General features: G+C 42.8%; 26 protein-coding genes. 8 read left to right on the top strand and 18 right to left on the bottom strand.

Features of this window, described 5'->3' with window-relative positions:
• Nucleotides 1-12: 12 nt before the first annotated feature.
• From G4D73_RS03475 to G4D73_RS03460, 4 genes are all read left to right on the top strand, one after another.
• Nucleotides 13-615: an alpha-E domain-containing protein gene (locus G4D73_RS03475; protein ID WP_213687392.1), complete on the top strand. Its 603-nt coding sequence runs from the start codon at nt 13-15 to the stop codon at nt 613-615.
• Nucleotides 612-1,391 carry a transglutaminase family protein gene (locus tag G4D73_RS03470; protein WP_213687391.1) on the top strand — a complete coding sequence of 260 codons (780 nt, stop codon included), beginning with the start codon at nt 612-614 and terminating at the stop codon, nt 1,389-1,391. Before G4D73_RS03475 ends, G4D73_RS03470 begins: the two co-directional genes overlap by 4 nt.
• Before the next feature lie 13 nt (nt 1,392-1,404).
• Complete coding sequence (locus G4D73_RS03465) at nt 1,405-2,139, top strand: proteasome-type protease (RefSeq protein ID WP_005263267.1); 735 nt, start codon at nt 1,405-1,407, stop codon at nt 2,137-2,139.
• 81 nt (nt 2,140-2,220) lie between these two features.
• Nucleotides 2,221-2,652, top strand: a complete 432-nt coding sequence (locus tag G4D73_RS03460; RefSeq protein ID WP_213687390.1) for a BLUF domain-containing protein — start codon at nt 2,221-2,223, stop codon at nt 2,650-2,652.
• A gap of 47 nt (nt 2,653-2,699) precedes the next feature.
• Here the strand turns inward: G4D73_RS03460 and alr are convergent, their stop codons facing one another.
• The 12 genes from alr to ppsA all read right to left on the bottom strand — a co-directional run bounded on the left by alr (nt 2,700) and on the right by ppsA (nt 15,815).
• Nucleotides 2,700-3,770 carry an alanine racemase gene (alr, locus tag G4D73_RS03455; protein ID WP_213687389.1) on the bottom strand — a complete coding sequence of 357 codons (1,071 nt, stop codon included), beginning with the start codon at nt 3,768-3,770 and terminating at the stop codon, nt 2,700-2,702.
• Nucleotides 3,771-3,819: 49 nt separating this feature from the next.
• A complete protein-coding gene (gene dnaB / locus G4D73_RS03450) occupies nt 3,820-5,262 on the bottom strand; it encodes a replicative DNA helicase (RefSeq protein ID WP_004645414.1) in 1,443 nt (480 codons plus the stop codon).
• A 216-nt stretch (nt 5,263-5,478) separates the two neighbouring features.
• Nucleotides 5,479-5,925, bottom strand: a complete 447-nt coding sequence (gene rplI, locus G4D73_RS03445; RefSeq protein ID WP_004278793.1) for a 50S ribosomal protein L9 — start codon at nt 5,923-5,925, stop codon at nt 5,479-5,481.
• Nucleotides 5,926-5,934: 9 nt separating this feature from the next.
• Entirely contained in the window at nt 5,935-6,162 is a 228-nt protein-coding gene (gene rpsR, locus G4D73_RS03440) for a 30S ribosomal protein S18 (RefSeq protein ID WP_004278792.1), read from the bottom strand.
• Nucleotides 6,163-6,174: 12 nt separating this feature from the next.
• On the bottom strand, nt 6,175-6,561 hold the full coding sequence (gene rpsF, locus G4D73_RS03435) for a 30S ribosomal protein S6 (RefSeq protein WP_004278789.1): 387 nt from the start codon (nt 6,559-6,561) through the stop codon (nt 6,175-6,177).
• A gap of 436 nt (nt 6,562-6,997) precedes the next feature.
• Complete coding sequence (gene cyoE, locus G4D73_RS03430) at nt 6,998-7,876, bottom strand: heme o synthase (RefSeq protein WP_153566251.1); 879 nt, start codon at nt 7,874-7,876, stop codon at nt 6,998-7,000.
• A 10-nt stretch (nt 7,877-7,886) separates the two neighbouring features.
• Nucleotides 7,887-8,213 (bottom strand): cytochrome o ubiquinol oxidase subunit IV, encoded by a 327-nt coding sequence (locus G4D73_RS03425; protein WP_004645410.1) that lies wholly within the window; start codon nt 8,211-8,213, stop codon nt 7,887-7,889.
• A complete protein-coding gene (cyoC, locus tag G4D73_RS03420) occupies nt 8,213-8,833 on the bottom strand; it encodes a cytochrome o ubiquinol oxidase subunit III (RefSeq protein WP_004278786.1) in 621 nt (206 codons plus the stop codon). Before cyoC ends, G4D73_RS03425 begins: the two co-directional genes overlap by 1 nt.
• Before the next feature lie 4 nt (nt 8,834-8,837).
• On the bottom strand, nt 8,838-10,826 hold the full coding sequence (cyoB, locus tag G4D73_RS03415) for a cytochrome o ubiquinol oxidase subunit I (protein ID WP_213687388.1): 1,989 nt from the start codon (nt 10,824-10,826) through the stop codon (nt 8,838-8,840).
• 3 nt (nt 10,827-10,829) lie between these two features.
• Nucleotides 10,830-11,924, bottom strand: coding sequence for a ubiquinol oxidase subunit II (gene cyoA, locus G4D73_RS03410; RefSeq protein WP_148334482.1), 1,095 nt, complete (start codon nt 11,922-11,924; stop codon nt 10,830-10,832).
• A gap of 295 nt (nt 11,925-12,219) precedes the next feature.
• Entirely contained in the window at nt 12,220-13,017 is a 798-nt protein-coding gene (locus G4D73_RS03405) for an RDD family protein (RefSeq protein ID WP_004278783.1), read from the bottom strand.
• Nucleotides 13,018-13,436: 419 nt separating this feature from the next.
• Nucleotides 13,437-15,815 (bottom strand): phosphoenolpyruvate synthase, encoded by a 2,379-nt coding sequence (gene ppsA, locus G4D73_RS03400; protein ID WP_004278782.1) that lies wholly within the window; start codon nt 15,813-15,815, stop codon nt 13,437-13,439.
• A 154-nt stretch (nt 15,816-15,969) separates the two neighbouring features.
• On the opposite strand from ppsA, the gene G4D73_RS03395 reads away from it, so the two are divergent.
• Nucleotides 15,970-16,806 carry a pyruvate, water dikinase regulatory protein gene (locus G4D73_RS03395; protein ID WP_004278781.1) on the top strand — a complete coding sequence of 279 codons (837 nt, stop codon included), beginning with the start codon at nt 15,970-15,972 and terminating at the stop codon, nt 16,804-16,806.
• A gap of 246 nt (nt 16,807-17,052) precedes the next feature.
• Here the strand turns inward: G4D73_RS03395 and G4D73_RS03390 are convergent, their stop codons facing one another.
• The 4 genes from G4D73_RS03390 to G4D73_RS03375 all read right to left on the bottom strand — a co-directional run bounded on the left by G4D73_RS03390 (nt 17,053) and on the right by G4D73_RS03375 (nt 20,251).
• On the bottom strand, nt 17,053-17,616 hold the full coding sequence (locus G4D73_RS03390; RefSeq protein WP_213687387.1) for a flavoprotein: 564 nt from the start codon (nt 17,614-17,616) through the stop codon (nt 17,053-17,055).
• 343 nt (nt 17,617-17,959) lie between these two features.
• The gene (locus G4D73_RS03385) at nt 17,960-18,964 is read right to left on the bottom strand and encodes an LLM class flavin-dependent oxidoreductase (RefSeq protein ID WP_213687386.1); all 1,005 of its coding nucleotides are present in this window, start codon (nt 18,962-18,964) and stop codon (nt 17,960-17,962) included.
• Between the two features lie 169 nt (nt 18,965-19,133).
• Nucleotides 19,134-19,589 (bottom strand): hypothetical protein, encoded by a 456-nt coding sequence (locus tag G4D73_RS03380; protein ID WP_004278778.1) that lies wholly within the window; start codon nt 19,587-19,589, stop codon nt 19,134-19,136.
• A 245-nt stretch (nt 19,590-19,834) separates the two neighbouring features.
• On the bottom strand, nt 19,835-20,251 hold the full coding sequence (locus G4D73_RS03375; RefSeq protein ID WP_004645401.1) for a glycine zipper domain-containing protein: 417 nt from the start codon (nt 20,249-20,251) through the stop codon (nt 19,835-19,837).
• Nucleotides 20,252-20,595: 344 nt separating this feature from the next.
• Here G4D73_RS03375 and prfA point away from each other — a divergent pair, with 344 nt between their 5' ends.
• Nucleotides 20,596-21,684, top strand: a complete 1,089-nt coding sequence (gene prfA, locus G4D73_RS03370) for a peptide chain release factor 1 (protein ID WP_004645400.1) — start codon at nt 20,596-20,598, stop codon at nt 21,682-21,684.
• Complete coding sequence (gene prmC, locus G4D73_RS03365) at nt 21,684-22,502, top strand: peptide chain release factor N(5)-glutamine methyltransferase (RefSeq protein WP_213687385.1); 819 nt, start codon at nt 21,684-21,686, stop codon at nt 22,500-22,502. Before prfA ends, prmC begins: the two co-directional genes overlap by 1 nt.
• Before the next feature lie 182 nt (nt 22,503-22,684).
• On the opposite strand, the gene G4D73_RS03360 is transcribed toward prmC, so the two are convergent.
• A complete protein-coding gene (locus G4D73_RS03360; protein WP_004278774.1) occupies nt 22,685-23,038 on the bottom strand; it encodes a hypothetical protein in 354 nt (117 codons plus the stop codon).
• A gap of 228 nt (nt 23,039-23,266) precedes the next feature.
• Complete coding sequence (locus tag G4D73_RS03355; RefSeq protein ID WP_213687384.1) at nt 23,267-24,289, bottom strand: AraC family transcriptional regulator; 1,023 nt, start codon at nt 24,287-24,289, stop codon at nt 23,267-23,269.
• A gap of 138 nt (nt 24,290-24,427) precedes the next feature.
• Between G4D73_RS03355 and G4D73_RS03350 the strand changes: the two genes are divergently transcribed.
• Nucleotides 24,428-25,198 (top strand): SDR family NAD(P)-dependent oxidoreductase, encoded by a 771-nt coding sequence (locus tag G4D73_RS03350; RefSeq protein WP_148334492.1) that lies wholly within the window; start codon nt 24,428-24,430, stop codon nt 25,196-25,198.
• Nucleotides 25,199-25,261 lie beyond the last annotated feature (63 nt).

The raw sequence follows: 25,261 nt of genomic DNA, 5'->3' as shown, positions 1-25,261 counted from the left end.
AAGGAAAATGTCATGGTTTTGCTGAATAGCAATGCACAACATATTTTTTGGTTAGGGCGTTATTTATCTCGCACTCATTTTTTATGTGCGCGCTTTCCATTTTTAGAAGACGAAGCGGCAGTGGCGTATGCCCATGCCTTTTGTTTACCTGCCTTTGATGCCAGTTCCCTAAATGAGCTAGTACTTGATCCTATGCAAGTGGCGTCTTTTAGCCAGCAGTTCAAAGTGGCCAAAGACAATATTCAGGAATTACGAGGGGTGCTGTCTGCTTCAGGCTATGCGGAACTGATGAAACTGATCAAAACCGCAGACAAAAATGCTGGTTATATCTGTGAAGTGGTGACGGAATGTGAAGATATTCTTGAAGCCGAATCCTCCGATATCTTTCTGTTTTTCAGTTTAGGGCAATGTGTAGAACAGCTCGATCACCAGTTACGTCTGGGTGAAGAAACCAGTACCACACTGTGCAAGATTGATTATGTGGTCAGAATTCTGGTAGAAATGGGCTGGAATGATCTGGAACAGTACTGGGAACAGTTGCGTACAGAACCGAACCGGATTCAGTTCTATCAGTTTAGCGACCATATCCATCAACTGTTTGAGGCAGATGTATGAAATTGATGGTGAATCACCAAACGCACTATATGTACACGGCCGAGGTGAGGAACAGTATTCAGTACATTAAAATGATGCCTTCGAGCAATGCGCATCAGCAGGTGCATTCCTGGGATATCAGTGTACCGGGTAATAAAGAAATCCGGAAAGATGCATTTCATAATCTGTGGATGACCTGTAGCCAGCGGGAACCTTATTATTCCCTGACTATCATGGCGCAAGGAATAGTCGAGCTAAATCCTGCGCATCAGAGTGGACTGAATGATTCAATCAATCCCAATCTTTTTCTACAGCCGACCGAATCGACACAATGTAATTCAGCAATGAAAGATTTTGCACAACGTCATGTTCCTGCATTAACCCGTCAACATCTGATTGGACTGGCGCAAGCATTGCTGGAGCATGTGCCTTATATTTCGAACAGTACTTCAGTGCAAGGCTCTGCAATAGATGCCTTTGAGTCCAGACAGGGCGTCTGTCAGGACCATAGTCATATTTTCATTGCCATGTGCAAATATCTAGGTTTACCTGCCCGCTATGTTTCTGGTTATTTATATGCACAAAATGCTTCGCATCTGGCCAGTCACGCTTGGGCAGAGGTGTTTGTAGACCAGACATGGTATTGTTTTGATGTCAGTAATCTGTTGTTTACTCCAAGTTCGCATGTTTATGTGGCGATTGGACGGGATTATTGGGATGTGGCACCGGTACGCGGTGTCAGAGAAAAGGGCGGTGTGGAATCCATGCATTCCATCGTTCAAGTGCTAGGATGTTAATAAGGACGAATGAATGACGTATTGTTGTGCACTACGTTTAGAGCAAGGTATGCTTTTTATCAGTGATACCCGGACAAATGCCGGAGTAGATCACATTTCTGTATTTCGAAAGTTGTATACCTTTGGTATTCCTGGGGAACGTATGATCGTCATACAGGCATCCGGAAATCTGGCAACAACACAAGCCGTAATTGGGCATATTAAAAATCAGCTCGAACTGAAGCAGGAACCCAATATCTTGAGTCTGCACACCATGTTTGATGTCGCTGAGCTGGTAGGTAGTATACTGAAGAAAGTGATTGCGAATGTTACGAGCGATATTTCGGAACAAAGTAATTATTATTGCAATCTGCTGGTCGGTGGGCAACTTAAAGATCAGGACATGCAGCTTTATCATGTCTATCCACAAGGGAACTTTATCTGTGCCACACGCGATACGCCGTATTTCCAGATTGGCGAAAGTAAATATGGCAAGCCGATCCTGGATCGTGCGCTGACTTATGATATGCCGCTGGATGAAGCTTTGCGCTGTTCCCTGATTTCATTTGCATCGACCCTACGTTCCAATGTATCGGTTGGTATGCCCCTCGATGTGCTGGTCTATAAAAAAGACAGTCTGATCATGCCAAGAGGCAAGCGTATTGCCGAAGATGATGAGTATTTCACGTCAATCAGCCGGCAATGGTCAGAGACCTTGAAAAAAGGATTGGCGGAACTTCCGGTTCCCTCTAATGAGTATTTCTTATAATAAACCTATCCGGGTTCAGGTTTTTCGCGTACAGTGTTAACTTCTATGCATCAGGTATAATAAAAAAAGAGGAGTTAGCACATGTACCAATTTTGTTATGCCAGTAAAAGTACTTCTCCCAAACCTGACTTACTTGAAGATTTGGCGAATATCCTGAAAGAAGCTCGTGATTTTAATTACCAGCATCAAGTGACAGGTGTACTGTATTTCGCAGATAGTCATTTTTTTCAATGTCTCGAAGGTGAATGTCCCACTTTAAAAAGTCTGCTGGTGGAGCGACTGAATAAAGATCCTCGCCATCAGGATATTAAATTATTTGAGACCAAGGAAATTGAATATCCAAGTTTCCCGGACTGGTCCATGAAATATATTTCCAAACGCAGTCAGATCCAGCAATTCTGTCGGGAAATGGGATTTGATGACTTTAATCCTTTTGCCTTTCAGCAAAGCCATGTCGATGCCTTATTAATGCAATTATGCATAGAGCAGGGCGAAGAACAAAAGTCAGCCTAAAGAAAAAGCCCAACATAAGTTGGGCTTTTTTTATTTTGAGAACTAGATCAGACTACTTGGCGTAGTGGACGATTGCTGAGCCTGCATAATAGTTCATAACCAATCGTGCCATTGGCTGTCGCTACATCATCCACCAGACGGGTTTTACCCCAAAGTTCGACTTCTGTGCCCAATTGCACTTCTAGTCCTGTCACATCAATGGCAATCATATCCATCGCTACGCGGCCGATCACACGAGTTTGCTGGCCATTAATCGCGACATAGTTCTGTTTCAGGAAAGCGCGAGGGTAGCCATCACCATAGCCAATTGAAACAATCGCTAGCGTCATGTCTTGATTTGCGGTAAACGTCGAACCATAACCGACATGCTCACCCGCTTGAATATCATTCAAGGCAATAATTTCAGCTGTAAACTTCATGACTGGCTTTAAGTCCAGATTATGCACATCCTGGTCTGCAAATGGAGTCGCACCGTAGAGCATGATCCCGGGACGGACATAGTCAAAATGCAATTCTGGATATTTATAGATTGCAGCCGAGTTACAGCAAGAGGCTAAAATTGGGGCACAGTCATTTTTAATTTCTAAGAATTGACGGATTTGTTCATCATTCAGCGGATGCTCGGCATCGGCATTGGCAAAATGCATGGCAAGCACACAAGTAAATCCTTCAGCTTTTAGCGTATGAATTACGTCTTTGATTGCTTCAATTTTGAAACCTAATCGGTTCATGCCGCTGTTCAGTTTGACCCAGACTTTAAGATCTTTGGCGATATAGGTCTCTTTATGAGCCAGTAACCAGTCGAGTTGGGCCTGATGATGTACCACAACTTCAATATTCTGTTCGATTACGATTGGCATCTCATCTGCAGAAAAAACACCTTCGATGAGCGTGATCGGCTGTAAATAACCTAATTCACGAATTTCCAGGGCTTCTTGCAGACAGGCAACACCAAAGGCATCGGTTTCGCTTAAGGCTGCTAAGCAGTCTTTAACTCCGTGTCCATAAGCATTGGCTTTCACCATGCTGACGATTTTCGCGGTTGGGGCAAGTTGTTTGACACGGTTTAAATTATATTGCAGCGCAGCGCTGTCAATATAAACTGTAGCTTGACGCACCCTAAATTACTCCTAGAGGGACGATGGAAATGTGATGACGAGAGCCTGATTACTCTTCGTCATCATACTGAGCATAGAACTCAGGTGAGAGATTACTAAAGCGGGTATATTGACCTTCGAATGCCAGACGCACGGTACCAATCGGGCCATTACGTTGTTTACCGATAATAATTTCGGCGGTGCCAGCTTCCTTGGATTCCTTGTTATAAACCTCATCCCGGTAAATAAACATGATCAAGTCGGCATCCTGCTCAATCGCACCGGATTCACGCAAGTCGGACATCACCGGACGTTTGTTTGGACGGTTTTCCAGCGATCGGTTGAGCTGTGACAGGGCAATTACCGGACATTGCATTTCCTTCGCTAAAGCTTTTAAGCTTCGGGAAATTTCCGAGATCTCGCCGACACGGTTATCGCCCATACCGGGTACTTTCATCAGCTGCAAGTAATCGACCATGATACAGCCCAGCTTTCCGCCATGCATTTTGGCAATACGACGCGCACGGGCACGTAATTCTGTTGGTGGTAGCGCAGAAGAATCATCGATATACAGATTTTTTTCTTGTAAATGCACAATGGTACTGGTGACTTTTGACCATTCATCACTGTCCATTTTACCAGAACGTAAATGTCCCTGATGCACGCGACCAAATGATGAAATCAAACGCATGGCGATGGAGTCGGCTGGCATCTCCATCGAATAGACCAGAGCAGGCAGGTTATTATTGAATAAAACACTTTCGACCAGATTCATGGCAAAGGTGGTTTTACCCATGGATGGACGCGCCGCGACAATAATTAAATCACCAGATTGCATGCCGGAAGTTTTGTTATCCAGTTCCACAAAACCAGTAGTTAAACCGGTAATGCTGCCTTCCATTTGCGACAGTTCATTTAATTTATCAAATACGTCTGCGACCACCGAGTTGATCGGCTTAGGGCCTTGCGCTTTGGCATTGTTATTATGCTGTTCGGCAATCGAGAAAATATTGGTCTCAGCCAGATCCAGAATTTCACTGACGGTACGGCCTTTGGTGTCATAGGCATTTTGTAAAATTTCAGAGCTGACTTTAATCATGCTGCGCAGGGTAGCAAACTCTTTAATTTTCCCAGCATAAGTTTCCAGGTTATAGAAACTTGAGGGTGAGTCTGCCATCAGCTGCATCAAATACTCTTCGCCACCAATTGCGTCGAGCAAGTTTTGTTTAATGAGCCAGTCATGCACCAGAACCGCATCATAAGGCGAGTTTTCTTTAGAGAGTTGCTCAATGGCACGGAAGATATATTTATGTCGGGTGGCATAGAAATCATTTTCGGTCAGTACATCACCGACCTGCTCAAAAGATTCAGCCACAGTCATAAGGGCAGCAAGTACAGCCTGTTCAATTGCTAAATTGTGTGGCGGAGTACGGAACTCCTTGAGATTGCTATTTTCAGTAACAATTTCCGGTTTAGCAGGAGCTACCTTTTTGCTGGCATTCGCCTGTGACATATAAATCCCTGATTTTAAATACAATGGTTAAATATCGTCGGAGATGAATAGCGTTTATTCACTACGAGATGAAATGATACGCGCTCTGATCAAAAATGCGAAGTGCAATTTTTTGTAAACACGAATAATAAAATGAATTTGACAGTGTTGGCTAGATTATATTTTTTAGAGATAAAAAAAGAGCATGCTTTCGCATGCTCTTTTTGAGGCGAGAAATTACTCAGCTACGATAGTAACTAGAACTTCTGCAGTAACATCATGGTGCAATTGGATTGCGATGTTAAATTCGCCAGTGTGACGAAGCGCGCCATTTGGAAGACGTACTTCAGCACGGTCTACTTCTAGACCAGCATTTGTCAACGCGTCAGCGATGTCACGAGTACCGATAGAACCGAATAGTTTACCTTCATCACCAGCTTTTGCAGTGATAACGATGTTCACTTCGTTCAATTGGTCAGCACGTGCTTGAGCAGCAGCCAAGATAGCAGCTTCTTCTTTCTCAAGTTCAGCACGACGAGCTTCAAAAGCAGCAGTGTTTGCTTCAGTTGCAGCAACAGCCTTACCTTGAGGGATAAGGAAGTTACGGCCGTAACCAGCTTTAACTGAAACTTTATCGCCTAGTTTACCTAGGTTTTTAATGCGTTGTAATAAGATAATATCCACAGCTCAACCTCACTTATGATTGTCAGTGTAAGGGATCAAAGACAAGTAGCGAGCTTGTTTGATAGCTAACGCTAATTGACGTTGGTAACGAGCTTTAGTACCTGTAATACGGCTAGGAACAATCTTGCCGTTTTCAGTGATGTACTGTTTTAAAGTGTCGATATCTTTGTAGTCGATGTACGTAACGTTCTCAGCTGTAAAGCGGCAGAACTTGCGACGACGGTAAAAACGTGCCATGTTATGTTCTCCTTAAGCTTCAGCAGAGTCTTGAGCGTGTTGTGCTTCTTCACGTTGAGCTTTACGCGCACGTTTTTCTTCAGCACTCTTCGCCAATAGTGACTCTTCAGTGATAGCGTTTTCACGACGGATGATAAGGCTACGAATGATTGCGTCGTTATAACGGAACAATTCTTCAAGCTCATCAAGAGTAGTTTGACCACACTCAACATTCATAAGAATGTAGTGAGCTTTGTGGATCTTGTTGATTGGGTAAGCCAATTGACGACGGCCCCAGTCTTCAAGACGGTGAATTTGACCTTCAGCTTCTTTGATGTGAGTTAGGTAGCGTTCTACCATACCAACTACTTGATCGCTTTGATCAGGGTGTACTAAAAGTACGATTTCGTAATGACGCATTGTCAGCTCCTTACGGTTTGGACAGCCCCAATTTAAGTAAATTGAAGCAAGGAGTCACAACCAAAGTTGTGTCGCAGTGTTTGCGAAGGGGGAATTGTAGTGATCTTTAGAGATAATTTCAACCAAATAAGACATTTTTGCGAAATTATATCTATAGTCAGATCTTTTAATAGAAAACCACATTAACTTTAAAACAGCAGGGTTCGACTGCTTAAATTCAGCAAATGTACTATTGAGAATATCAAGTGGCTTTCTCTAACTTAAAATCTGCATACACATTATCAATGTCAGGCTAAAACCAAAAAACGGTAAATTTATCAGAGATAAGAAAAGAGAGGGAGGTTCTAAAGCAGAGATTTTGATTCTGCTCTACAGATACTTGGAATGGGGGATAGGAAAATCAAAATAAAAAAAGATAGAGACTAACTCTATCTTTTTAAAAAAACACAATCTGTGTAGATGGCGCAGTTGAGGTAAAGCTAAAGATAATACTGATGACAGTAATCAGGATCACCGAGAACAAGAAATATTTCTTTGCCCAAAGTTGATCATTTTCAGCTTTAAATCCAATGACACCGATATATAACCAGTAAATGCACAGTAAGTTTAAAATCACTGCATAGAACCAGTTGGCATAACCAAAGACAAATAATGCATTCATGGTCAGCGTGAATAACACCACATAAACCAGTGATTCAATCTTGGTACGATGAATCGAACGCGCTACAGGCAAAATCGGAATGCCTGCATTTTTGTAATCATCAAAGCGGTAAATCGCAATCGCCCATGAGTGAGGCATTTGCCATAGCGCATAACCTAAAAAGATCAGTAACGCACCGAGGTCAAATTGATTGGCTACTGCGGTATAACCAATGACAGGCGGAGCTGCACCAGAAATACTGCCTACAACAGTTTGATGAATTGTGGTTCGTTTTGTCCATAGGCTGTAGAAACCAACATATACGACAAAACCAATCACCGCGAATAAGAAAGCGTACGCATTTACCCAGAACCATAAAAGACTAAAACCAACGATGCCTAATACCAGAGCAAAGGCCAGGGCAACAGGTTCGGAAATGGTTTTGGTGACCAGAGCACGGTTTTGGGTGCGCTGCATTTTTTGGTCGATGTCCTGGTCAATCACGTTGTTGACCACACATCCTGATGCTACGACAAGCGTAGTACCGAGAAGGGTAATAAGCAGGAGAAGGAAATCTACAGAACCTTGGGTGGCTACGAAGTAGCCACCCAAGGTGGTAACAAAGTTACCGAAGAGAATTCCTGGCTTAGTCAGGAATAAATACTTTTTCAGCATGACGACCAGTTTAGATCATCATGTTGTAGTGTAGGTAATTCATGATCCATACAGAACCCACTAAAAGAATAGCGATAGTTAAGATGGTATACACGAATGCAATCACGTTCCAGCGTTGCTCTGAAGAAGAGTTCATATGCAGGAAGTAAATTAACTGCACAAGAATCTGAGCAACCGCAGTAATCGCGATGACAGTAATCAAGATACCACGGCCAAAACCGCCTGCCATCACCATACCGAATGGAATTACGGTAAGGATGACAGAAAGGATAAAGCCAACAGTATATTGCTTAACGTTACCGTGTGATTCGCCAGCAGCGTTATGATCGTGACTCATTACAGAACTCCCATCAAGTAAACTACGCTGAATACACATATCCAAACGATGTCAAGGAAGTGCCAGAACAAGCTTAGGCAAGCTAGACGACGCGTGTTTGCAAGAGTCAAACCATATTTCTTGATTTGAACCATAAGCACGATCATCCAGACCAGACCAGAAGTTACGTGAATACCGTGCGTACCTACCAAAGTAAAGAACGCAGATAAGAACGCACTTGTGCTTGGACCGTGACCAGCATGAACTAGGTGATTGAACTCATATAGTTCCATGCCGATGAAGATAGCACCGAATACCCAAGTAATCGCTAACCAAGTCAGTACTTTTGCAACGTCTTTTTTGTATGCAGCAAGAACTGCAAAACCAAAGGTTACAGAAGAGATCAAGAGGGCGAAGGTTTCAGTAAGAACGAAACCTAAAGAGTCGCCAAACAGGTCTCTCGCACTTGGAGTACCCACAGGAATGTGGCTACTCAAAACAGCGAACGCAATGAAGAGTGTGCCGAACAGGACAAGGTCACTCATCAAGTAAGTCCAGAAACCAAAGACGGTGATGTCAGTATCATCGTGATGATGATGCTCATCGTGTCCGTGGTTATCGTGATGAAGTACTTCAGCCATTGTCTTAGTCCTTCTTCAAGTGTTTTTCAAGAATCGCATAGCGTTCGTTTTCAATACGCTCAACTTCAGCAGCTGGAACATAGTAATCCACTTTCTTGGTGAAAGAAGACACGATGAAGCTAATGATAGAAGCAATGAACGTAACAACTACTAACCACCAGATGTGCCAGATTAAACCGAAGCCCATAACAGTAATGAACATCGCGATAACGAAACCGGCAGCACGGTTAGTCGGCATGTGGATATCTTCGTACTTCGTTGGTTTTGCATACGCAACACCATTTTCTTTCTCGATCCAGAAAGTATCAATACCATTGATCTTTGGAAGATGAGCAAAGTTATAGAACGGAGCAGGAGAAGATGTCGCCCATTCAAGGGTACGACCATCCCATGGATCGCCAGTCAAATCTAGACGTTGGTCACGTTGTAAGAAACCAACCACGATTTGCAGAATGAAACATACGATACCAAGCGCAATCAGAACTGCACCGAACATCGCGATATTTACATACGGGTCCCATTCTGGGTTGTCAAATGTATTCAAACGACGTGTCATACCCATGAAACCAAGGATATAAAGTGGCATGAACGCAAAGTAGAAACCGAAGAACCAGAACCAGAACGCTGCTTTACCCCAAGTCTCATTCAGTCTCCAACCGAACATTTTCGGCCAGTAGAAGATGATACCTGCGAACATCGCAAATACTACACCACCAATAATTACGTTATGGAAGTGAGCAATCAGGAATAAAGAGTTATGTACCAGGAAGTCCGCTGGTGGAACCGCCATCAATACACCTGTTAAACCACCGATACCGAAAGTTACCAGGAAGCCTAGTGTCCATAGCATTGGAGTAGTGTAAACAATACGACCCTTGTACATGGTGAATAACCAAGAGAAGATTTTCACACCTGTAGGAATCGCAATAATCATGGTCATGATACCGAAGAACGCGTTAACGTTGGCACCTGCACCCATGGTAAAGAAGTGGTGAACCCATACAACGAATGACAATACTGTGATTGCTACTGTTGCATACACCATTGATTTGTAACCGAACAATGCTTTGCGCGAGAAAGTCGCAACAACTTCAGAGTAAATACCAAATGCTGGTAATACCAAGATATATACTTCCGGGTGACCCCAAGTCCAAATCAAGTTCACGTACAACATCGGGCTACCACCCAAGTCATTGGTGAAGAAGTGGAAACCAAAGTAACGGTCAAGCGTTAACATTGCAATTGTTGCAGTCAACACTGGGAACGCCGCAATAATCAATACTGCTGTACATAAAGATGTCCAGGTAAAGATTGGCATTTCCATAAGTTTCATGCCAGGCGCACGCATTTTGATGATGGTAACGAAGAAGTTAACACCCGTTAATAGCGTACCTAGACCTGAAATTTGCAGTGCCCAGATATAGTAGTCCATACCTACGCCTGGAGAGTATTCGATACCAGACAGTGGAGGGTATGCCATCCAACCTGTTGCAGCGAATTCACCTAACGCAAGTGAAACCATCATCAGACCCGCAGCGCCGGCGAATAACCAGAAGCTTAAAGAGTTTAATAATGGGAATGCAACGTCACGTGCACCGATTTGAAGCGGTACAGAGATGTTCATTAAACCAACTACAAGACCCATTGCCACGAAGAAGATCATGATCACGCCATGCGCGGTAAAGATCTGGTCGTAATGCTCAGGGTGTAGATAACCTTCGCCGCCACCTTTTGCAAGGAACTGCTGAAGACGCATCATGATCGCATCGGCGAAACCACGCAAAAGCATGATCACAGATACGAAGATATACATGATACCAATTTTTTTATGGTCTACAGATGTGAACCATTCGTTCCACAGGTAGCCCCATTTTTTGAAGTAGGTAATACCAGCAAAAACTGCGATACCACCCAGGATCATCATTGCAACAGTTGCCAATACGATTGGATCGTAAGGAATTGCATCTGGACCTAACTTACCTAAGAAGCTCATGTCTTATTCTCCTTGAGAAGCAGTCGCATGTTCACCAGCTACATGAGCTTCAGAAGCAGCCGCTTCGTGAGCAACAGCATCAGTCGCTGCAGCTTCTACAGGAGCTGAATGATCAGCACCGTGATAGTTACTCATATACTTGTGAATCACAGATTCAAACAAACCTTGCTCTACAGAAGAGTAGTAAGTCACAGGATGTGGCTTAGTAGGGTAAGGCTTCATTGCTTCAGCAGCAGCCTTCTCTTCAGGAGTTTCAGCTTTTGCAATAATCGCTTCGATCTGGTGTTTACCACGGTTGCCGTCACGTAAAGTTGCAAATTCAGCTTGGTCTAGAACAGTTTTTTGTACTGCATTAGGGTTAACTGAAGTACCGTTTCCTGCCTGAACAGCAGAAATCCATTCAGCGAATTGAGCATCAGTCACAGAATGTGCACGGAAGCGCATTTGTGAGAAGCCATAGCCTGAATAGTTTGAAGAGAAACCACGATAACCTTCAGCTGGACTAGTTTCATCAGCTAAGAAGTTAAGGTGAGTTTGCATACCTGCCATTGCATAAATCTGACCACTTAACGCCGGGATGAAGAACGAGTTCATCGTGAAGTTAGAGGTTAAACGAAGGCTTACCGGAGTTTGCTCTGGGAAACGTAATTCGTTAACAGTTGCAATGCCTTGCTCAGGATAGATGAAGATCCATTTAAATTGCTCAGCAATAACCTGAACAGTTAAAGGTGCTTTATCTGCTTCAATTGGACGGTATGGGTCATACTTGTGGGAACCCCACCAAGTTAACCAAGCTAAAATACCAATAATAATGACAGGGATACCCCATACCACAATTTCAATCGCAGTAGAGTGTACCCATGTAGGTTTATAGTCTGCGTCTTTATTCGATGCACGATATTTCCAACCGAACCATAATGCCATGATGATTGATGGAATAACCACCAAAAGCATTAAGTAAATCGCAGTCATCATCAGGTTACTTTGACCTGCTGCAACTGGACCTTTAGAGTTCAGAAGTACCATATCACCACCACACCCGGTCAAGAGTGCAGTCATCGCAGATAAAGACAATACAGCTAAAATCGTTTGTCTCATTTTACAACCTCGGTGAAGAGTCCCATTCCCTAATTTAATATGGGATAGCGATTAAAGTGCACATGACAAAAAAGGCTGAATTTTACAAAACATCCTATTAATCACAATACACCGCTACGTTGTAGGGCATTATGCCTGAGATTCACGAACTAAGCTATATCTAGGGCGCTTTAAATGCCTGTAATAAAAACCGATTTTGCTGGTCTGGATTGGGGGGTTATGGGAATTTTATTTCAATTTCAAAGTTCTGTAATTAAAATGGGATGATATTCATCCCATTTTGTGTATTCCTGCACTATTGTTTCACAACTTGCGTTTTTGCGAGTTTATCGTGCAAGGTTTGACGTTTTTTGCCCAATCCGAAGGCCCAGTCAATAATTAAACTCAGTGGCATAAATACAATATTTAAAAATATGAAAAATACGCTACGAATAGTAAAGGCGCGCAACAGGCTGGTCTTTTCACCTGATTCTACATCTACAATTTTGATTTTCGTGAGCTTTTTACCAATACTTTGGCCTGATTTGGCAATCAGAAAGGCTTGAATGGCCAGCATGATAATCAAATAGACCGCTGTGGCAAGCCACGCCTGCTGAGAAAACATCTCAAACATTTGAGTCTGTAATTGCTGAGCCATTGCAGGATCTGCATCGCTACTCAGCACGACATTCATGAACTCTTCATTCAGTTGTGCAAACCGCGTTTCCTGTTCAGGGGTAAAAAATGCAGTCAAAATGAAGGTTGCTGGTAACCACAGTAACACATCTACAATTTTGGCCAGGATACGGCTTGGAATACTGGCGAGTTCATTTTTTTGAGTCGCTGTTTGAGTATGAGGCTGTGAGTAGGCCGAAGTCGTTGGTTGGCTATTCTGGAATACCGGCGTTTCAGGTGTGACTGCTGGAGCGACATAACCTTCGGGTTGATATACCGATTTTCCTTGGGTAAGTTCACCTAAGGCTTTCCACTCGGTCATGCCTTGATGCCATGCCAGGTCAGTCAGCATGACTTGTTGATTCGCCAGCATCTGATTCAATTGCTCGAGCGTATATGGACCAGCTTGTTGATTGTTTCGTGCCAAGTAAATCTGCATATAGACTGAATCTCAATATATAAATGTGAACTGATAATAGCTTTGAACAAGATTGTATTGAATTCTGTTTTGAAAACAAACATTCTCTCATCGTAAGATATAGATTAATTAAGGATTTTCAATCATATTTCTTATTAAAAATGCGCCCATACAAAATTGCAAGGATCACCATTCTTAAAAATATCTTCCCGAACATCCAATGGTTATTCATTATTATTGCCATTTTGATATGACTTTACTGTTGGTATTTGTTTGTCATTACAGTTTTCATGTGTTGATAAGCTTTTTTTTAATTATTTTTATAAATTCAATAGTTTAGCTTTAGATTGGGACTTTAGTTATTAATTTTCAAACAATAAATCATAATAGCTGTCTCATAAAAAAGACCCTATCAAAGGGTCTTTTTTATTCAAAATTGCTTATGCTTTTTGCACTTTTTCTTCAGCCAAGAAGAACCAAGTTTCAAGTACCGAGTCTGGGTTTAAAGATACAGAGTCGATACCTTGTTCCATTAACCATTGTGCAAGATCTGGGTGATCAGAAGGACCTTGACCACAAATGCCTACATATTTGCCAGCTTTACGGCATGCTTGAATTGCAAGAGAAAGCAACGCTTTAACCGCAGGGTCGCGCTCATCAAATAGGTGAGAGACAATACCAGAGTCACGGTCAAGACCAAGTGTTAATTGTGTCAAGTCGTTTGAACCAATAGAGAAACCATCGAAATGTTCAAGGAACTGATCTGCCAATAAAGCATTGGTTGGAAGTTCACACATCATGATCACTTTAAGGCCATTTTCACCGCGCTTAAGACCATTTAATGCAAGAAGTTCAATGACACGTTTCGCTTCAGCAACAGTACGAACAAATGGAATCATGATCTGGATATTGGTTAAACCCATTTCATCACGTGCCTTTTTTAATGCACGACATTCAAGTTCGAAGCAATCACGGAAGTTGTCAGAAACGTAGCGACTTGCACCACGGAAACCTAGCATCGGGTTTTCTTCTTCTGGCTCGTATAACTTACCACCGATCAAGTTTGCATATTCGTTAGACTTAAAGTCTGACATGCGAACAATGACTGGCTTGTCTGCAAATGCAGCAGCAAGTGTCGAGATACCTTCAACCAGTTTCTCTACGTAGAATTCGATTGGAGATGCATAACCTGCAGTACGCGCCATAACTGCTGCACGTGTTTCACGTGGAAGGCTGTCAATATTGATCAATGCTTTCGGGTGAACACCAATCATACGGTTAATAATGAATTCAAGACGCGCCAGACCAATACCTGCGTTTGGAATTTGAGCAAAGTCAAATGCACGGTCCGGGTTACCCACGTTCATCATGACTTTAAATGGAAGAGCAGGCATAGACTCAATTGAATTCTTTTGAATTTCAAAATCTAGTGCGCCTTCATAGATAAAGCCAGTATCACCTTCGGCACAAGACACAGTCACTTCCTGACCGTCTACAAGAACTTCAGTTGCATTACCACAACCAACGATTGCAGGAACACCAAGCTCACGTGCAATGATTGCAGCGTGACAAGTACGACCACCACGGTTTGTTACAATCGCAGCTGCACGTTTCATGACTGGTTCCCAATCCGGGTCAGTCATATCAGATACAAGAACATCACCATCTTGTACTTTGTCCATTTCTTTAATAGACGTCACAATCCGGACTTTACCAGAACCAATGCGTTGACCGATTGAACGACCTTCACAAATTACAGTGCCACGTTGTTTCAACAGGTAGCGTTCCATGGTGCCGACATTTTCACGGCTTTTTACAGTTTCAGGACGCGCCTGAACGATGTAAATCTTGCCATCATCGCCATCTTTTGCCCACTCGATGTCCATTGGTGCACCGTAGTGGTTTTCAATGATCAGCGCTTGTTTAGCAAGTTCTTGTAATTCCTGGTCGTTTAAAGCGAACTGTTGGCGTTCAGCTTTTTCAACATCCACGACAACGACAGATTTACCTGCAGATGCTTCTTCACCATAAATCATTTTCTGGTGCTTAGAACCCAGGTTGCGACGAAGGATCGCGTGTCGGCCTGCATTTAAAAGCGGTTTAGAAATATAGAATTCATCAGGGTTGACGGCACCTTGAACAACCATTTCACCCAAACCATAAGATGCGGTAATGAATACTGCATCACGGAAGCCTGATTCAGTATCTAGCGTAAACATTACACCGGCAGCACCAGTTTCTGAACGAACCATGCGTTGTACACCAGCGGACAGGGCAACTACATCATGGGCAAAGTTTTGGTGTACACGGTAAGAGATTGCGCGGTCGTTGTACAAAGATGCAAATACTTCTTTGATCGCGATCAGAACGTTATCGATACCACGAATGTTCAGGAAAGTTTCTTGCTGGCCGGCAAAAGAAGCATCCGGCAAATCTTCTGCAGTTGCAGAAGAACGAACGGCAACCGCGATGTCAGGGTTGCCGTTAGAAAGTTCTGCAAATGCTGTACGAACTTCTTGTTCTAATGCAGGCGTAAGTGGAGTATCCACAATCCATTGACGAATTTTTGCGCCAGTTTCAGCAAGTGCATTTACATCATCAACATTGAGTGCAGCAAGCTCTGCATTGATTTTAGCGTTTAGGCCACTTTGCTCGAGAAATTCACGGTAGGCATCGGCAGTCGTTGCGAAACCACCTGGCACAGATACACCAGCATTTGATAAGTGGCTGATCATTTCGCCTAGTGATGAGTTTTTCCCACCGACCAGCTCAACGTCGTGCTTCCCTAATTTTTCCAGACCAATTACGCGCGCTTCCAAAGTTGTTACTCCACTTTTGCAGTATTAATCACTATCTCGGCATGAGAGTATAGCAAATCATCTAGGTTTTTGATTTTACTAAGCGACAGTCATGTAAGATCGGTTTACTATAAAGATTATATAGCACTAAGACAAATGTTGGAGGAGAATTTTAATGTCGGAAGGTAAACAAATTCAGCGTAGTGTTTTCTTTATTTCAGATGGTACCGCCATCACCGCTGAAACCCTTGGACACTCGCTGTTAGCGCAGTTTCCGCATGTGAAATTTGACATTCATATTATTCCTTACATTAGTTCCGAAGAGGCGGCCACAAACGTGGTGGCAGAGATCAATGCAAGAGCTCAAATCGACGGTGAAAAACCGCTGGTATTTGACACCCTGGTTGATCCCTATGTGCGCGACATCATTAACACCGCAAATGCAGTAAATCTTGATGTATTTGAAGGGCTTATTAGTAAGTTGGCTGATGAATTAGGCACGATTCCTACAACTTTAGTCGGGCAGACCCATGCGGTGACCGACTCTGAGTCTTATAAGGCCCGTATTGATGCTGTTCATTTTGCTTTAGATAACGACGACGGCGCACGTACCCGTCATTATGATAAAGCTGACCTGATCCTGATTGGTGTATCGCGTTCAGGTAAAACCCCGACCTCTATTTATCTGTCTTTGCAGTTCGGTATTCGCGTGGCGAACTATCCACTGACTGAAGAAGATTTGGATGATAACCGACTGCCAGCCGTGCTGCGACCGCATAAAAACAAGCTGTTTGGCCTGATGATTGATGCGGAACGCCTTGTGGCCATTCGTTCTGAGCGTAAGGCCAATAGCCGTTATGCCAGCTTTAGTCAGTGTCAGATGGAGTTGCGTGCGATTGAAGGAATTTATATTTCGGAAGGCATCAAGTACCTGAATGTGTCTGAAATGTCGATTGAAGAAATCTCAACACGTGTGTTGCAAATGACCGGTTTAAAACGTCGAATCGGTTAAGAAACCAGCCAGAGCCAAACTGCGGTTTGGCTTTGATTCATAGCTAAAAATTACAAGTAAGCATTGATTAATCGAAATAATGTATGAATTTTATAATTCTAAGAAAATACCAACTATCATATTCTGAAATATAAAAGAGTCTTCTTTGCTCATTTTGTTGAATAAATCATCATGTCGGTTCTTGATACGTAAATAAAAATCTCATTATCAGCTTACCAATTTTTCATTTTTACTCGCCAGCGTGAGTTATTTTTCTGCTAAATAAGTATGAATAATGATATCGACCGGATGCTGTTCACCATTAATACAATGAATTGTATTTTCCGAAATTTTCAGAATCGGCCAGGTAATCAGGTGGCAATTTTCACGTTGTAGGGCAGCATAATAATGATCTGATTTCAGATAAATTTTACGGGAAGATGCAAGATTTGGCATTAACTGGCGTCTTAGCCACAAATTCTGCACCTGATTTTCTAAAAACCGCAGAGAAAGCAAGCTTTTAATGCGGTTGTTAAATAAGCGGCGATTTTTACCAATCAATGGGTGATTAATAATTCGTTGCAGAATTCGGTCGGAACCGGGCAGTACAAAAGCAGGATTAATCTGGAAAACTTTTACCGAACGGGCATGTTGACTGATTTTATCCAGCTGGCTCACGGTAAACTGATCTGTGCCAATAATAGCAATATCTTTATCTGCATAATCCAATTCTAACAGTTCGGAAGAGGGCACTTTAATTCCATTAAACTGCTGAAAATGTTCGGGGCGATTTTCAAAAATACCAGCGTGTGGATCCTGCTTGGTAGACATTAGAATTCCTTGAATTTATTTAATAATTAATTTTCTTTGTATGAGATATAAACAAAAACTCAAGCCAGGGTAAAGTGAAAAATTTAACTTAGACAGTCATCTATTTGACCAAAATATAAAATCTGATTTTGTTGAGGCTGAATGGGTTTACAGGCGATCCAAAAAGAATGAATTTTAACTTGCTGAGATGGATGAAGGAAATGAAGTGTTCGTTCAAAGAAGAGGCTGTTTAATGGAGGAGGTCGATAGAAATGATTTTACTGGGATGTTTCTTTTAGTCATTTATCTTTAAAGGTGAAAAAACATCTACCCATTGCTGAGAATAGGTAGATGCAGCTTTCATTTACAGACCGTTTTTAATTTGCATCAACAGCTCAAAGTTGTGCAGACGTTTGTCAGTGTCATAGATGTCACAAGTAAAGATAAACTCATCCACATCATATTTAGCCAAAAGCGATTCTAGCCCAGCTTTAACGGTTTCTTTGGAGCCGACCTGAGCCATGGCAAAGAAATTATCGACTGACATTTTTTCCGGCGGCGACCACAGACCTTTCATGGAGTCAATTGGTGCTTTAAGTTTCAGGCTTTGTCCACGAATCAGTGATAAAACCCGCTGATAGGCACTAGTCGCTAGATATTCTGCTTCTTCATCAGTATCTGCGACACAGGTCGGTACACCCATCGACACATAAGGACGATCCAGGTATTCAGAAGGTTCAAAGTTTTCACGATAAAGCTGAATGGCCTGACCCAGCATACGCGGGGCAAAATGCGAAGCGAAGGAATAAGGTAGACCAAGTTTCGCCGCTAATTGTGCACTAAACAGGCTGGAACCTAAAAGCCATACGGGTACGTGCGTACTTTGACCTGGCGTCGCTACGATACGCTGATGTGGTTCTGGATCTTTAAAATATTGCAGAATTTCCAGAACATCTTGTGGAAACTGATCTTCGGTTTCCTGACGGCCACGACGCAGGGCACGCATGGTCATTTGATCGGTACCTGGAGCACGGCCCAGACCCAGTTCAATCCGGTCCGGATAGAGCGTCGCCAATGTGCCGAACTGTTCAGCCACGACCAGCGGTGCATGGTTGGGCAACATAATTCCGCCAGAGCCTAAAGTTAAGGTTTTTGTATTCGCCAGTAAATAGCCTAAGAGAACTGCAGTTGCTGAACTGGCAATACCATCCATATTATGATGTTCTGCCAGCCACATCCGGCGATAACCCAATTTTTCTGCTGTTTGGGCAAGTTCCAGCGCATGATTCAGCGCGAATTGAATGCTCTTGTCGTCACGAACAGGAACCAGTTCGAGTATAGAGAACTGGGTATCGTTAAGCGTACGCATAGTATTACTCTTAAATAAACATCTCTAAAAGCATACGACTTTAGAGTGTATTTGTATATCGAAAAAAATCGATATAAGTGTAAACCAAAAGATAAAGATAAAAAATAAAGGCAAAAAAATAAGCATCCGAAGATGCTTATAAAGGAGGAAAGAATAAGGGGAGAGAATCTTAACGACGACGGTTGTTATAGCGATAATCGTTATAACGGTAGTTACGAGAAGAGTTATAGCGACGTTCGCTGCGGTCATCATAACGACGGTCTTCGCTAACTTTTTTACCTAAAGCCGAACCACCTGCTGAACCCAGTGCCGCACCAATATAACCACCGTTGGTGCCTGCCATGTTTCGGCCAACTGCATAACCTGCACCGCCACCTAGGGCACCACCGATAATCGCACCATTACGGTCACGTTTATTTGCTGCTACTGCGGCGCCCGCACCACCGCCAATCGCTGAACCGATTGTTGCGCCAGTGGTACCGCCCATTTTATTACCTACTGCGGCACCAACGACACCACCCAAAGCAGAAGCTAAAGCTGTATTGGTTGTATTGCCTGCATTGGCAGCTGTCATACCCATGGCTGAGGTTGCTACGACAGCGATCATTAGAGATTTATAGTTCATGAGGACACCTTTTATATATCTAGCTATATTCTGTTGATGAGATAAATTTAATCTAGCAAGCGCCAAACAGCATGGAGGCAATGTTGGCGAATTGTGATTTTTATCTCCTTAATTTATTCATGATGTAGACAGGATAATTCCATGTATTACTTGAAAATTCACGTAGTAAAGCCACAATAAAAAAAGCACCAAAAGGTGCTTTTCATGTTAAATGTAGCGTCTGGTCTAAATTGCCTGAGCGCAAATTAACGGTAACGTTTTTTCCAGTGTTTAGAGCGTTTTTCAGCTGCTTTATCTTTGGCAATCTTGTTACCCAATGCAGCACCACCGGCAGCACCCAAAGCTGAACCGATATAACCGCCATTAGTACCGCCCATATTTTTACCTACGGTATAACCTGCACCGCCGCCTAGAGCACCACCAATGGCAGATTCAGTACGGTTTTTCTTGCTGCTTGCAACTGCTGCACCGCCAGCACCACCTAAAGCAGCACCAATGGTTGCGCCGGTATTACCGCCCATGTTTTTACCTAATGCTGTACCTGCAACACTACCTAAAGCACTTGCTGCTGCAACACGCGCTGTACTGTCGGCATGTGCGTTTACGGTCATCATTGAACCAGCAGCTAAAACTGTACTCATTAAAAGTGCGTTGAGTTTCATGTCATCACTCCGTGTCCATCTACAGGACTGTAGTTATTTCGATGCGGAAAATGTAACAAATCATGCCCAAAACAATATGAAGATGTTTCTTCATAATTCCCTGCTTTATTTGGCGAATTGTAAAATCGGCAAGAAATAAGAATAAGATCGACTATAAAAAAAGCAATTCCACTGTTTTTAATCATATTTGTTAACAAATGCTGTAGAGCACGAATGATAGCAACGCGGACTTACTCAATAATGATGTTCATTAGAAGCCAGAGTCGTTAAACTAGGCGCAATTTTTTGATTTCGCTGTGCTAAATCGTTTTTAGTCGCAGCCTATGTTTGAGATTTTTTAGAAAATGAAAGAATCGTTACGTTTACGATTAGACCAACTCTCTGACCGCCATGAAGAATTGACCGCATTGCTGGCTGATGTAGAAGTCATTTCTGATAATAAGCGCTTCCGTCAATTGTCACGTGAGCATAATGACTTAACAGAAATCACCAATGTTTGGACTAAGTACAGACAGGCTGAAGAAGACATCGAAACGGCTCAGGCCATGCTGTCAGATCCGGACTTTAAGGAAATGGCACAGGAAGAAATTAAAGAGAATAAAGCTTTAATTGAATCGCTTGAAGCAGACTTGAACATCTTGATGATTCCGAAAGATCCGAATGATGCCAACTCGGCTTATCTGGAGATTCGTGCGGGAACCGGTGGCGATGAAGCAGCGATTTTCTCTGGCGATTTATTCCGTATGTATAGTAAATATGCGGAAAACCAAGGCTGGCGTATTGAAATCCTTTCTGAAAATGAAGGCGAACATGGCGGCTATAAAGAAGTCATCTGCCTGATTAATGGTGACGGTGTTTACGGTCGTCTAAAATTTGAAAGTGGTGCGCATCGTGTACAGCGTGTACCGGCGACCGAATCACAAGGCCGAGTGCATACTTCAGCATGTACCGTTGCGATTCTTCCTGAAATTGATGTCGATACCTCGGTTGAAATCAACTCATCTGATTTGCGCATTGATACCTATCGTGCTTCAGGTGCAGGTGGTCAGCATGTTAACAAAACCGATTCTGCAGTACGTATTACTCATATTCCAACCGGCACCGTAGTGGAGTGTCAGGAAGAGCGTTCACAGCATAAGAACAAGGCCAAAGCGATGGCACTGCTGGTATCACGTTTGGAAAATGCCAAACGTGCAGCAGCAGATGCAGCAACCTCGGAAATGCGTCGTGACCTGGTGGGATCGGGGGATCGTTCAGAACGTATCCGTACCTATAACTATCCGCAAGGTCGTATGACAGATCACCGCATTAACCTGACTTTATACAAGCTGGATGCCGTGATGGAAGGTGATTTGACTGAATTGCTGGACAGCCTGCATCGCGAATATCAGGCGGATCAATTGGCCATGCTTGCACAGCAGAATGGTGGATAATGAATATTTTACAAGCCTTGGCTTTACGCGGCGAAGCTGAAAGTTACGAACGTCAGGAAAATGCCTGGTTACTGGAACACATCACCAAGATTGATTCATTTGATCTGCTGATGAAAAAGGATCAGGAGTTAACGCCGGAACAGGAACAGGCGTATAAAGACGGATTGGCGCGTATTGCTGCCGGTGAGCCTTTGGCTTATGTCACTGGTTCACAGCCATTCTGGACTTTAGACCTCAAAGTGACCAAAGATACCTTGGTGCCACGTCCGGATACTGAAGTGCTGGTTGAGACTGTGTTGAAATTGGATCTGCCTGAAGATGTCCGTGTAGTAGATTTGGGTACAGGTACTGGCGCAATTGCCTTATCACTGGCATCTGAACGTTCTAACTGGACAGTAACGGCTTCCGATATCTACGAGCCTACGCTTGAGGTGGCGAAATATAATGCGGAACAACATGATATTGAGAATGTAGAATTTGTTCTGGGTTCATGGCTGAAGCCATTTGGCCGTCAATTCTTTGACGCCATTGTATCGAATCCACCTTATATCGACGCTGATGATGTGCATATGCAGAATCTGGCGACTGAACCGGAACGTGCGCTGGTGGCAGATAAAAAGGGGCTGGCCGATATTGAAATGATTATTCTGCAAGCCAAGAAGCATTTGACCGTGAATGGTTGGGTGGTGCTTGAGCATGGTTATAATCAGGCAGACGCCGTACAACATCTATTTAAACAGGCGGGTTATAAGCAAGTCCGCACGGTTAAAGATTATGGCGGGAATGATCGCGTAACTTTGGGTCAATGGCCACATTAATCTGTCATCTATCTTTATAAAAAAGCGACCGATGTGGTCGCTTTTTTATTGGATTTTTTCTTTATAAATTCCTGACTGCATCTGAAACCTTAAGTATTTTGAATGACATGATGCCAACGCAGTATAACTAAAAACAAAAAAGCGATGCCAGAGCACCGCTTTCGAGGAATTTTTAAAAATAATTACATTGGATAGTCTTGTAGACAGTCATAGACTTCTACCTGATCCAGACTACCAGTTTCCATTGCCAGACAAAGTGCCACAACTTTTAAAGTATCTGCCAGAGATTTTTCATCTTTCAAGGCAATACCTTGTTGTAATTCATTGATACGTTCTGCCGGAATTTCAAGGGCCTGAGCCGCTTCCACAGCATCTACCTGGTTAAAGAAGTGCAGAATTGCATCTTTCAGTTCTGCATCCGATGCATTTAAAATCCCTTGATTCAACTGTTCTGTAATGAGATCAGTCGAAGAAAATAAAGCTTTAGAGAAGTTTTGGACAAGATTTTGCCCAAGCACATCAGTCATCTTTAACATGGAGATACCTTCAACTAGAAAGGAAAATGGAGAGTACAGCCAATAGCAAAAGTGCTATAAATTGAATGAAAAATAATCTATTTCCGGGTGAATTGCAAAGCTTTCTGGGTGACTGTGTAGTCCTGCTAATATATGTTTTAGGGCTTGAAATATATAATCATAATAAAAATAAATGCTTAGAATCTAAGTATTTTTCGGTAATATCTTTGAAGTCTAAGTTTATATAAATTATCTAATGTTATTTTGTCGATATGCGCCTGGACTGACGCCAGTCCACTTTTTGAATGCACGATGAAATGCACTGGATTCCTGAAAATTAAGCTGATCGCTAATCTCTTGTAAACTTTGTTCAGTACGGGTCAGCAATTCAATGGCGGTATCCCGGCGTATCTCATTTTTTAACTGTTGATAGCTGACACCTTCACTTTTTAAACGCCGTTGCATGGTCGCTTCAGACATATTCATTTTTAAGGCCAGTTCATTCAGTTCCAGCCATTCTGCTGGTGAAACCTGTAGCAATTGTCGGCGAATCTGAGTGCTTAAAGCATAGGGATTTTTAAAACGTACCAATAAATTTTGTGGGGTTTGCTGAATAAACTGATACCAGGACTGAGTATCCTGTTTAATCGGCAGTTGCAGATAGCTGGCATCAAATTGCACATAGTTTTCGCTGGCCTGATATTCAATCTGTTCACAAAACCGGACTTTGTAATCGAAATCATCCAGTGGTGCTGCACATTTCAATTGAATCTGATTAAGCAAAATCTGTTGTCCACTTAACCAGCAGATCAGGCTATGAATCAGCATCAGATAAGTCGCATAACTAAACATGCGTTTGATTGCTTTTAAATCATAAATTACGATATAGGCATAGTGTTCCTCAACCATGAGCGTGCTTTGCAGATCGTCCAAAACCAGGTTGAGAAATTGCAGAATGTGTTGCACGGCTTTTTCCAGTGTATCTGCCTGCATAACCATTTTCGAAAGCAATTTAAAACTGCCACGACGCATGGCATGACTGTCCATGCCAAAAAATTCGTCATTCATGCTGTCTGCAAGTACAGTCCATAATTGGGCAAATTGGCTAACGGATACGCGTGCCTTGGGAGCATTCAATACTTCTGCTGGGATATTGGCTTTTTTCAGAATGGCAGGGATATCAAATTGCAGTCGTTTGGCATCCAGCAATGCTTCGTTCACCAGGTCAATCGAGATGGTGCCTTTGCTATATTCCAGTGCAGGCTTATGCATATTCAGTCTGACATCCTTGTTTTCATTGTCCAAATACATCATGCAAGATGCAATATTTGGAAATTGTACAGAATAAAAACTCTGTTTACTCTGCATATTAAGTCGTATCTGAAATAGAAAAATCGCTAGGAAATAAACATGAACATTCAGGGAAAAGTTATTGTGATCACTGGTGGTGCCTCAGGTTTGGGTGCAGCTACAGCGACTCATTTGGTTGAACACGGTGCTAAAGTGATTCTGGTCGATATGAATCAGGAGCAGGGTCAGGCATTACAGCAGCAACTGGGCTCACAGTCTGAATTTGTACAGCTCGATGTGACCGATGAACAGACAGTTGAAGCTTTCTTCGCTCATGTTGAAAGCACATATGGCCAACTGAATGGTTTGATCAACTGTGCCGGGATTGCGCCATCCGCCAAAGTATTGGGTCGTAACGGCATCCATGAATTGGCAATGTTCCAAAAAGTGCTGAATATTAATGTAAACGGTACTTTTAATATGTTGCGTCATGCGGCGGCTTTAATTGCAAAATATGAGCTGCAAGCTGGTGAAGAAGAACGTGGCGTGATTGTGAACACCGCTTCGGTTGCCGCTTATGACGGCCAAATTGGTCAGACTGCCTATGCGGCTTCTAAAGGTGCAGTAGTCGCAATGACTTTACCTCTGGCACGTGAACTGGCCCGTGAAGCGATCCGTGTCATGACCATCGCGCCGGGCATTATGGAAACTCCGATGCTGAAAGGCATGCCGCAAAATGTCCAGGATGCTTTGGGGCAAATGGTGCCGTTTCCACCACGTCTGGCAAAACCACAGGAATTCGCCCAATTGGTGGGGCATATCTTTGAAAATAGCTATTTAAATGGTGAAGTCATTCGTCTGGATGGCGCAATCCGTATGGCACCAAAATAATTCATTAAATAAACACACTTTCTTTGACTCATCAAAATGGCAATGACGTGTCAGGGAAAGTTG

Origin of the sequence: Acinetobacter sp. WY4 (assembly GCF_018438165.1) — a bacterium.
GTDB lineage: Bacteria > Pseudomonadota > Gammaproteobacteria > Pseudomonadales > Moraxellaceae > Acinetobacter.
Note: the sequence above shows the minus strand (reverse complement) of the source record. Positions and strands in the feature narration are given on the sequence as shown.